This window comes from Absiella sp. AM29-15 (assembly GCF_003434225.1).
GTDB classification, from domain to species: domain Bacteria; phylum Bacillota_I; class Bacilli_A; order Erysipelotrichales; family Erysipelotrichaceae; genus Hoskinsella; species Hoskinsella hominis.
This window is the reverse complement of record NZ_QVFL01000050.1, coordinates 1-1309: the sequence shown is the minus strand read 5'-3', so window position 1 is coordinate 1309 and position 1309 is coordinate 1. Positions and strand designations below refer to the sequence as shown.

1 protein-coding gene is annotated in these 1309 nt (G+C 26.7%); it reads right to left on the bottom strand.

Annotation, left to right across the window (positions count from 1 at the left end):
• Window positions 1–146: 146 nt before the first annotated feature.
• Window positions 147–1309 (bottom strand): GH25 family lysozyme (locus tag DW761_RS20850; protein ID WP_117456310.1); only part of this gene is annotated, 1163 nt, incomplete at its 5' end.

The following is a 1309-nucleotide window of genomic DNA, read 5'->3' as shown; positions in this document are numbered from 1 at the left end:
TGAACTTTTTCATCTTTTTTTTCTTCTATAACATCATTTTCTTTAAATGTTTTTGCTTCAATATTCATTACAAATATTGGTAGTAGTAATAAAAACGTTAATATAATTTTTCTCATCACAACTTCCCCCATTTTCCTTATTTATCTTTAATTAAAAAATATGCTTACATCAACATTATTAAGGAACCCAGGAATATACTCATATTCAGAATACTGCCATCCCTTAAAATCTGTTTCTTTTAAATCTTTTCCTGCATAATAAACATGATCACTATTATATTGAGCAATCCATTCCACAAGTTTTATTAAATCACTATCTCCTCCAAAACCAGAATCTTTATTATAAAGATACGATGTATATGTATAAACTGCACAATTCTTAAATCCATGTTTATTCAATATATTCATAAATGTTGGTATAATTTTCTTATATTGACTCGGCTTAATTTTAATGTCTCTACCATCCAAATACGTTGGTTTTTCAATATCATAATATATTTTTGTATTTCTATCTATATTATATTTATCTAAAATTTTAACTACAAAGTTCGCCTCTGCAATCGCTTCATCGTTATTTTCTGCATAGCTATATAAATATAAACTAAAAGGTATTTTATATTGTTTCAATTTCTGTATATTCCTTTGCAATTGATAATCTTCCCTTACATCTCCAAAGCCAATCCTAACAATTACATGATCTATATCACCTTGTTCTACTACTTTAATCCAATCAATTATGCCATCAAATTCAGATATATCTATAACTTTTTTTACATTACCATTTCCAATTCTTTGACCTAAACTGTTAAAATAATACTTTTGACCACCAAGTGATTGCCAGCCAGTTAATTTTACTCCCTGATTATAATAGTATACTTCACCATCCTTCCCAAAAACCCAAGATGTTATGTAACCATTCTCATCGAAATTGTATTCGATACCCTGAATAATTATTTTCTTATTCTTAATCAAAATTCCATTTTCATCATAATATAGAGATTTCTTATCTTTTATTACCCATTCATTTTTAGCCATATGTCCATCTTCATAAAAATAATAATTTTCTCCATTTATATAGACATTCCCAATCATCATATGGCCTTGTTCATTAAAATAATAAATTTTACTATCTATACTCATAAAACCTGTAGTAATGTATCCATCTTTATTAAAATAATATTTTTCTCCAGATATTTCTCTCCAGCCTAAAAACATATGTCCCTGTTCATTAAAATATCTCCAGCCATTTTGATTTCTCCAACCTGTTGTTATAATACCTTTATCTGTAAATAAATATGTATTTCCATTTA